Source organism: Pseudomonas sp. lyk4-TYG-107 (genome assembly GCF_030209055.1).
GTDB classification, from domain to species: Bacteria; Pseudomonadota; Gammaproteobacteria; order Pseudomonadales; family Pseudomonadaceae; genus Aquipseudomonas; species Aquipseudomonas putida_A.
In genome coordinates, this window is record NZ_JARVST010000001.1 from 381,664 (window position 1) to 388,768 (window position 7,105).

Genomic DNA, 7,105 nt, shown 5'->3' on the forward strand with positions numbered 1-7,105 from the left:
GTAAGCACAATTCGCTGGATAGAACATATAGCAGTAACTGTAAAACGAAAAGTGCTAAAGGATGTATGGCCTGCCCGATAGCGCTACTGGGGGTTATCAGCCCCGGCTATGCGGCTTTATATAGCCTAATACCATTGCAGAAATATCTTAAATACCCGAATGAAATATGCATAAGCCTTCGCTTGTTCAGGTTTCGTTCATGAAGGCGCAGGAAACTTCCTACTAAAATGTCGGACTTTCTTTCTTCTCCGTCGCTGAACGCCTACGTATAACGGCCTTCCTCTGGCGCAAGCCATCCCGTTTAACCGAGGCTGCACTATGAAAATCCCAAGACTTCTGGCCGCGTTGCTGATGGCTCAGGCCGGCCATGCATTGGCCGAGGACAATGCGCAAGGCAAAGGCTTCTGGTATGCCCAGACCAGTGTCTACACCCGACATTACTCGCCCGACCCCGAACACAATAATCATCAGGACTTGATCGGCATCGAACGCAATCAGGCTTCCGGCTGGGTATTTGGCGGGGCAACTTTCCGCAACTCGTTCCGCCAGCGCTCGAACTACGCCTATGTCGGCAAGCGCTATGACAGCAGCGAATATCCGCTGTATCTGAAAGTCACGGGTGGGCTGTTGCAGGGTTATCGCGGTGATTACAAGGACAAGATTCCTTTGAACCGCTACGGCATTGCGCCGGTGATCATTCCGTCCGTCGGGACTCACTACGGCCCATTGGCCGCCGAGCTGGTATTTCTCGGCGCCAATGCGGCGATGGTGACTAGCGGCGTGCGTTTCTAGAAGCGCGGCTCAGGCGCGGGACGCAAGAGCTCGGCTCAAGAGCTCGGCTCAATTCGCGCGGCTCAAGAGCGCGGCGCATACGCAAATACATCGGCGCGCATCTGGTGCGCATCCATCCCGGCTTCCACCAGCGCATCCAGCGTGCCGTAGACCATCGCCGGCGAGCCGCTGGCGTAGACGTGCAAGGGCTTCAGATCCGCGAAGTCTTCACACACCGCCTGATGCAACATCCCGCAGCGCCCTTCCCAACCGCACTGGTCGCTGACCACTTTGTGCAGGAACAGGTTGGGCAGCTTCAGCCACTCGTCCCAATGCTCGATTTCATAGAAATCTTCCGGACGCCGCACGCCCCAGTACAGATGCACCGGGTGTTTGAAGCCGTTGGCGCGGCAGTGTTCGATCAGGCTGTGAATCTGCCCCATGCCGGTGCCGGCGGCGATCAGCACCAGCGGACCGTCAGGCAATTCGGCGAGGTGGGTGTCGCCGAACGGCAGCTCGACGCGCACCAGCGGGTTGCGTTGCAGCTGTTCGATCAGGCTCAGCGCACTGGCTTCACGGGCCAGCACATGGATTTCCAGATCACGCCCGCCGTGCGGCGCCGAGGCCATGGAGAACGCCGATTTCTCGCCGTTCTCACGCTCGATCATCAGGTATTGCCCGGCGTGATAGCGCGGCGGCTTGCCGGCCGGCGCACGCAGGCGCACGCGCCAGGTGTCGCCACCGACATCCCGGCATTCGATGACCTGACACGACAGGCTGCGCACCGGCAGTTCTCCCAGCGCGAGCACGCCATCCCACAGCAGGACGCAGTCTTCCAGCGGCTCGGCTATGCAAGTGTAGAACTCGCCGTGGTCGTGCACCTTGCCGGCCTGCTCGACCCGGCCTTCCACCAACAGCGCCGCACACACGTGGCAATTGCCATTGCGACAGCTTTGCGGACATTCATAGCCCAGGCGCCGCGCACCATCGAGAATCCGCTCGCCGGGCCGTATCTCAAGCACCGCTCCGGAGGGCTGCAGGGTTACACGCATCAATCTATTCCTAACTGATTCCAGATGGCATCGATCCGCTGGGTGACGGCGTCGTCCTTGACGATTACGCGGCCCCACTCGCGAGTGGTTTCGCCCGGCCACTTGTGGGTGGCATCCAGGCCCATTTTCGAGCCCAGGCCGGACACCGGCGAGGCGAAGTCGAGGTAGTCGATCGGCGTGTTGTCGATCATCACTGTGTCGCGCTTGGGGTCCATGCGCGTGGTGATGGCCCAGATCACGTCGTTCCAGTCCCGGGCGTTGATATCGTCGTCAGTGACGATAACGAACTTGGTGTACATGAACTGTCGCAAAAACGACCAGACACCGAGCATCACGCGCTTGGCATGCCCCGGATACGACTTCTTCATCGTCACCACGGCCATGCGGTACGAGCAGCCTTCCGGCGGCAGGTAGAAGTCGGTGATCTCCGGGAACTGCTTCTGCAGGATCGGCACGAACACTTCGTTCAGCGCCACGCCAAGGATCGCCGGCTCATCCGGAGGACGGCCGGTGTAGGTGCTGTGATAGATCGGCTTGATCCGGTGGGTAATGCGCTCGACGGTGAACACCGGGAAGCTGTCGACTTCGTTGTAGTAACCGGTGTGGTCGCCGTACGGGCCTTCGTCGGCCATTTCGCCCGGATGGATCACCCCTTCGAGGATGATTTCGGCAGTGGCCGGCACTTGCAGGTCGTTGCCACGGCACTTGACCAGCTCGGTGCGGTTACCGCGCAACAGACCGGCGAAAGCGTATTCGGAGAGACTGTCCGGCACCGGCGTCACGGCGCCGAGGATGGTCGCAGGGTCGGCGCCCAGCGCCACGGAGACCGGGAACGGCTGGCCCGGGTGCTTCTCGCACCACTCACGGAAGTCCAGCGCACCGCCACGGTGGCTGAGCCAGCGCATGATCACCTTGTTGCGGCCGATCACTTGCTGACGGTAGATGCCGAGGTTCTGGCGATCCTTGTTCGGGCCTTTGGTGACGGTCAGGCCCCAAGTGATCAGCGGGCCGACGTCGCCGGGCCAGCAGGTCTGCACCGGCAGCATCGCCAGGTCGACGTCGTCGCCTTCGATGACCACTTCCTGGCACACCGCGTCTTTGACGACTTTGGGCGCCATCGAGATGATCTTGCGGAAGATCGGCAGTTTCGACCACGCGTCCTTCAAGCCCTTCGGTGGCTCCGGCTCCTTGAGGAAAGCCAGCAGCTTGCCGATCTCGCGCAGTTCGCTGACCGACTCGGCGCCCATGCCCATGGCCACCCGCTCCGGGGTGCCAAACAGGTTGCCGAGCACCGGGATGTCGTAGCCGGTCGGCTTCTCGAACAGCAGCGCCGGGCCCTTGGCCCGCAGTGTGCGGTCGCACACCTCGGTCATCTCCAGCACCGGCGAGACGGGAATCTGGATGCGTTTCAACTCTCCGCGCTGCTCAAGCTGCTGCACGAAATCCCGAAGATCCTTGAATTTCATTGACGATGGCACCCTCAAAATAGGCGTACATCCTACCTGCTATGCAGGCCTGTGGCAGCCTGTCGCTGCTTACTTGGCTGCATTCGTCTGCGCTTTGCCAAGGTTTTCCCGGCCTTGCAGGCCGATAAACAGCGGCTCGAGGATCGGCGCCACAAACCGCGCACCGACTTCGGACAGGTGATTGTCATCGGTGTACAGCGAGTAGCCGCCCAGTTCGGCGTGGCACAGGCCCTTGTCATCACACAGCCGCGGCGCCGGATCGACCACGCGCACCGCCGGATCCTCCTGCGCCAGTTGCGCGAACAACTGACTGATGAACACCTGACGCTTGTGGTGCGCCTCGACGGCCAGTCCGACGTCATCCACCGGACGATCGAGCATCGCCAGCCGCGTCAGCCGATACGGCGGGCTGAACGCCTGCAACGGCGCCTCTTTCACCAGCCATACGCGATGCCCGGCCCCCCGCAATTGCGCGACACGAGTGCGCAGGCCTGCGGCAAAACGCTGCTCGGCCTCGGCGCGATCGTAACGACCGTCTGGCGTTCTCAAGACATGCCCGAGATCACCCTTGGCATCGCCGTACAGGTACAGGCTCCAGCGGGCGACCAGCACCACATCGCTGATCGCCTGGGTTTTCAACCCCTGCTCGACCCGCTTGTTGAAGCGTGCACAAACCCCGTCATGCTCCAGCCCATCGACCGGAATGCAACCCGGAGAACTGGCCAGAATCACGCTGACACCGTGGGCTTTGGCACCGTCATCGAACACCGGGATCAGCGCCGTGGCATGGCTGTCGCCCCAGACCAGCGCGCGAGTCGGCAGATCCGCCACGCCGTAATGGCAGAACAGCTTGTCGTCCGGGGTCTTGTCGTCCGCCAGACATGCCATCAGCTCCGGCCGCCACTCGCGGCCCTTGGCATATTGCAGCGCCTGCTCGGACAGGCGCCATGGCAAGCCATCGGTCCAGCGCAGTGATTGCCCGGCCAGACCGAGCACCAGGATCCCGCAGAAACCGGCCAGCAGAATCTGCCGACGACCGGCGAGCAGGCGCCGTTCACGGAACGGCGTTTCGACGAACTTCCATGACAGATAACCCAGCACCAGGGTCAGCAGAATCAACCCGGCCGTGTCGAGCGCGCCCGGCTCATCGACACTGGCGTAGCTGGAAAACACGAATACCGGCCAGTGCCACAAATACCAGGAATAGGAGATCAGCCCGAGGCCGACCATCACCCGACTGCTCAACAATTGACCAACCAGCGTTTCGCGATGACCGTTGGCCAGAATCAGCAGCACCACGCCCAGTACAGGCAGCAACGCCGTGACACCCGGGAACGGCGTCGACTTGTCATAGGCAAACACCGCCAGCAGGATCAACCCCATGCCGAGCAGGCTCAAGACCTGGGCGGCCAGCGGTTTCAAGCGCCAGGCGTGTTTCGGCGCAACCGCCAGCATCGCCCCGGCCAGCAACTCCCAGGCGCGCATCGGCAGCAGGAAGAAGGCTTTCTCCGGATGATGCTGGATCGCCCACACACTCAGCCCGAACGACACCAGCAGCACGCCGAACAGCGCCAGCCGCCAGTGTTTCAGGCGGCTCGAGAGCAACGTCAGCAGCAGCGGGAAGAAGATGTAGAACTGCTCCTCCACCGCCAGTGACCACGTGTGCAACAGCGGTTTCAGGTCAGAGGCAACGTCGAAGTAGCCGTCCTGACGCATGAACAGGATGTTCGAGACGAACGTCACCTGATAGCGCACCGAACGCCCCAGCTCTTCGTAGTCCTTGGGCGCCAGCAGGAACCAGCCCACCGCCAGCACCGCAATGATCATCGCGAACAGCGCCGGCAGAATCCGCCGCGCACGCCGCGCCCAGAACTCGACGAAGCTGAAACGGCCAGCCTGACGCTGATTCCAGATGATCGAGGTGATGAGGTAGCCGGAAATCACGAAGAACACGTCCACGCCGACAAAACCGCCGGTAAACCCCGGGACGCCAAAATGGAACAGCACCACGGCGATCACCGCGACTGCTCGCAGGCCGTCGATATCCCTTCGATAAGCGAGTGTGCTCATAAAATCTTTAATGCCAATCAGGTGGTTGTTTTTTGTACAGCTCGAGCCTTATTCACAGAGGCTCCAAGCGCTGTTTGTGGGTTGCCCGATCACAGACCTTACCAGATCAGGAACCTCCCATTGCCGGGGTAAATTTCATGCAAAAAAAAGGCGCCCCCCAAAGGGGCGCCCTTTTTATCGGTTCAACCGGCGATGTTACTTGCGCTTCATCGACAGGAAGAACTCGTCGTTGGTCTTGGTCGTTTTCAGCTTGTCGACCAGGAACTCGATGGCAGCCACTTCGTCCATCGGGTGCAGCAGCTTGCGCAGGATCCACATGCGCTGCAGTTCGTCGTCGGCGGTCAGCAACTCTTCGCGGCGGGTGCCGGAACGGTTGATGTTGATGGCCGGGAACACACGCTTCTCGGCGATCTTGCGATCCAGAGGCAGTTCCATGTTGCCGGTACCCTTGAACTCTTCGTAGATCACTTCGTCCATCTTCGAGCCGGTTTCAACCAGCGCGGTGGCGATAATGGTCAGCGAGCCGCCTTCTTCGATGTTGCGCGCAGCACCGAAGAAACGCTTCGGTTTCTCCAGGGCGTGAGCATCGACACCACCGGTCAGCACCTTGCCGGAGCTCGGGATCACGGTGTTGTAGGCACGGGCCAGACGGGTGATGGAGTCGAGCAGGATCACCACATCCTTCTTGTGTTCGACCAGGCGCTTGGCCTTCTCGATCACCATTTCGGCAACCTGCACGTGACGGGTCGGCGGTTCGTCGAAGGTCGAGGCAACCACTTCGCCGCGCACGGTGCGCTGCATTTCGGTTACTTCTTCCGGACGTTCGTCGATCAACAGCACGATCAGGTGAACTTCAGGGTTGTTACGGGCGATGTTCGCCGCGATGTTCTGCAGCATGATCGTCTTACCGGCTTTCGGCGGTGCAACGATCAGACCACGCTGGCCTTTGCCGATCGGGGCGCACAGGTCGATCACACGACCGGTCAAGTCTTCGGTGGAACCGTTGCCGGCTTCCATCTTCATGCGCACGGTCGGGAACAGCGGGGTCAGGTTCTCGAAGAGAATCTTGTTCTTCGCGTTCTCCGGACGATCGAAGTTGATCGTGTCGACCTTGAGCAGAGCGAAGTAACGCTCGCCTTCCTTCGGAGGGCGGATCTTGCCAACGATGGTGTCACCGGTGCGCAAGTTGAAACGACGGATCTGGCTCGGCGAGACGTAGATATCGTCCGGGCCGGCGAGGTAGGAAGCGTCAGCGGAGCGCAGGAAGCCGAAGCCGTCCTGGAGAATCTCCAGCACGCCATCACCGGAGATTTCCTCGCCGCTTTTCGCGTGCTTTTTCAGCAGGGAGAAAATCACGTCCTGCTTGCGCGAACGGGCCATATTTTCTATGCCCATCTGTTCGGCCAATTCGAGCAGTTCGGTAATCGGCTTTTGCTTGAGTTCAGTCAGATTCATATAGGAATGACGTAATCATTTATGGAGGGGGGAAATTAAGCTTTTGGCTTAATGAGGCCGCGCCGCGGAGAAGGCGACAGGATCGCGAACTTGTTCGAAAAGGAGTGCGTCGGCGACGGCTAGCAGGGGGCAGTGGAGAAACCAGTGCGGGGCCGAATGTACCACCTGAGTTTCGGAGCGTCTAGCCCTGAATACGCAAAAAGCCCCGCAAATTGCGAGGCTTTTTTTCGGCGATTTGTCGCGTCCTGAATAAGGTTTACACCTTCTGACCAATCTTCAGGAGGATTCAAT

Annotated in this window: 5 protein-coding genes; 1 reads left to right on the forward strand and 4 read right to left on the reverse strand. The window is 60.5% G+C overall.

The features are described 5' to 3' along the window. Positions 1–318 precede the first annotated feature (318 nt). Positions 319–792, forward strand: coding sequence for a sn-glycerol-3-phosphate transporter (locus QRN61_RS01725; RefSeq protein ID WP_285373081.1), 474 nt, complete (start codon positions 319–321; stop codon positions 790–792). Positions 793–854: 62 nt separating this feature from the next. Here the strand turns inward: QRN61_RS01725 and QRN61_RS01730 are convergent, their stop codons facing one another. The 4 genes from QRN61_RS01730 to rho form a co-directional block, all read right to left on the reverse strand. Then, positions 855–1,823 carry a CDP-6-deoxy-delta-3,4-glucoseen reductase gene (locus tag QRN61_RS01730; RefSeq protein WP_027610478.1) on the reverse strand — a complete coding sequence of 323 codons (969 nt, stop codon included), beginning with the start codon at positions 1,821–1,823 and terminating at the stop codon, positions 855–857. Beyond that, positions 1,823–3,289: a 4-hydroxy-3-polyprenylbenzoate decarboxylase gene (ubiD, locus tag QRN61_RS01735; RefSeq protein WP_003229330.1), complete on the reverse strand. Its 1,467-nt coding sequence runs from the start codon at positions 3,287–3,289 to the stop codon at positions 1,823–1,825. Before ubiD ends, QRN61_RS01730 begins: the two co-directional genes overlap by 1 nt. Before the next feature lie 69 nt (positions 3,290–3,358). Then, positions 3,359–5,359, reverse strand: coding sequence for an acyltransferase family protein (locus QRN61_RS01740; protein ID WP_285373084.1), 2,001 nt, complete (start codon positions 5,357–5,359; stop codon positions 3,359–3,361). Positions 5,360–5,554: 195 nt separating this feature from the next. Then, positions 5,555–6,814: a transcription termination factor Rho gene (gene rho / locus QRN61_RS01745; protein ID WP_003229334.1), complete on the reverse strand. Its 1,260-nt coding sequence runs from the start codon at positions 6,812–6,814 to the stop codon at positions 5,555–5,557. Positions 6,815–7,105: the final 291 nt, after the last annotated feature.